We start from the raw sequence: 1567 nt of genomic DNA on the forward strand, positions 1-1567 counted from the left end.
ATACCTGTGATTAGGAAACCGAGGCTCGAGAACACAAAAAAGCCCCAGCTGACATAGTAGTGGGGGCTCGTTCCCTCTGGGAAGAGGCCGATTAATGCGAGGAAGGCCAGTCCAACGATGAGAACTCCAACCCCGAGCTTTTCGATGGTGTTGCTGACTTCTCCGACGAGGCCAACCGCGTAGTAAATCGCCATAATGGCCGAGACTATGAGGGAAACGTTTAGAACCCAGTTGTGGGGCAGGCCGAGCTTTCCGAGGTCGCTTATCGCGTTGTCGGTGAGCCTCCACCACGAGCGGTTTATGAGAATCGCCGTCCCTATGCCTGTGAGGGCCACTATCGGCGCAAAAATCCCCGCGAGAAGCTGACTCTTTCTCATTGTTCCCCTTCCAAAGTATGGGCGAAGAGGCAAAAAAGGTTTTTGCCTCAGAAGATCGAGTTTAGCCTTCCTCCATCAACGGGAATCATCGCACCGTTGATGTAACTCCCGAGGTCGCTCGCGAGGAAAGCCACGAGATAGCCTATCTCTTCGGGCTCGCCGAGCCTTCCGAGGGGTATTGGCTTTGCGTATTCTTTCAAAGCTTCTTCAACGCTCTTTCCTTCCCGCCTCGCCCTATCCTGGGCAAGCTGAATCATTCTGTCGGTTCTGATTATGCCAGGCATTATTCCGTTGACCGTTATGCCCTTCGGCCCGAGCTCCTTCGCGAGAGTCCTCACGAGGCCTGCCATCGAGATTCTGACGACGTTGCTGAGGGCAATGTTGGGAATCGGCTCTTTTATGGCAACGCTGGTGGAGTAGACTATCCTGCCAAAGCCCTTCCTTTCCATCGCGGGAATGAGGGCCTTGGTGAGGTAAACCGCAGGATAAAGGAGTAGTCTAACGGCGCTTTCCCAGTCTGCCATGTCCATCTCCATGAAGTAGCCAGGCTTGGGCCCACCCGTCGAGAAGAAGAATATATCAGGGTCTCCAATGTTTTTGAGCTCCATAACAGTCCTCTCGAGGTCTTCCCTCTTCGTGAGGTCTGCCACTATGTAGTGCACCTCGACGTCGCTTTCGCTCTTTATCTTTTCCTGCGCCTTTTTGAGATTTTCCTCGCTCCTCGAGAGGAGGATTACATCCGCCCCAGCCTTTGCCAGAACCCTTGCGACGCCAAAGCCTATGCCCTTGCTTGATGCGGTAGTAAATGCAAGCTTCCCAGAGAGGTCTATACCCAACATTGAGACCACCGGAATAGATTGAGGTTACGCTCTAAAAACCCTTGCGGGGGTGATGAGAAAGGTAATCAGAAAAAAAGGCGGGGCTCAGTACCAGCCACCCCTTCCGCGGCCCATACCGCGTCCCCTGCCCATTCCTCCACCGCGGCCCATGCCTCTGCCCATGCCACGGCCCATTCCCATGCCACCGCCAGGACCCATTCCTGCACCTCCCTGGATTCCGGGCTGGAGTTCACCGCGGAGGAGCGCCTCAACGGCTTCCCTGACGGTCATGGTCGGGGGAGCTGAGTACATCCTTATGCCTGCCGCCTGGAGGACACCGTAGGAATTCGGCCCGAACTGGCCCGCTATTAC

At 55.4% G+C, this 1567-nt stretch carries 3 protein-coding genes; all 3 read right to left on the bottom strand.

Translation table 11 applies throughout. The features are described from left to right. Positions 1-377 (bottom strand): DUF998 domain-containing protein (locus tag MVO87_RS03965; RefSeq protein ID WP_297552281.1); only part of this gene is annotated, 377 nt, incomplete at its 3' end. Between the two features lie 47 nt (positions 378-424). Continuing rightward, the gene (locus tag MVO87_RS03970) at positions 425-1216 is read right to left on the bottom strand and encodes an SDR family oxidoreductase (RefSeq protein ID WP_297512600.1); all 792 of its coding nucleotides are present in this window, start codon (positions 1214-1216) and stop codon (positions 425-427) included. Between the two features lie 84 nt (positions 1217-1300). Beyond that, a partial coding sequence (locus tag MVO87_RS03975) for a NifB/NifX family molybdenum-iron cluster-binding protein (protein ID WP_297552283.1) occupies positions 1301-1567 on the bottom strand: 267 nt, incomplete at its 5' end.

This window comes from Thermococcus sp. (assembly GCF_027063845.1).
Classification (GTDB): Archaea; Methanobacteriota_B; Thermococci; order Thermococcales; family Thermococcaceae; genus Thermococcus.

What these genes read in the sequence shown, in the direction of transcription:
- MVO87_RS03970 (WP_297512600.1), bottom strand. Translation starts at nt 1,216, where the DNA reads ATGTTGGGTATAGACCTCTCTGGGAAGCTTGCATTTACTACCGCATCA.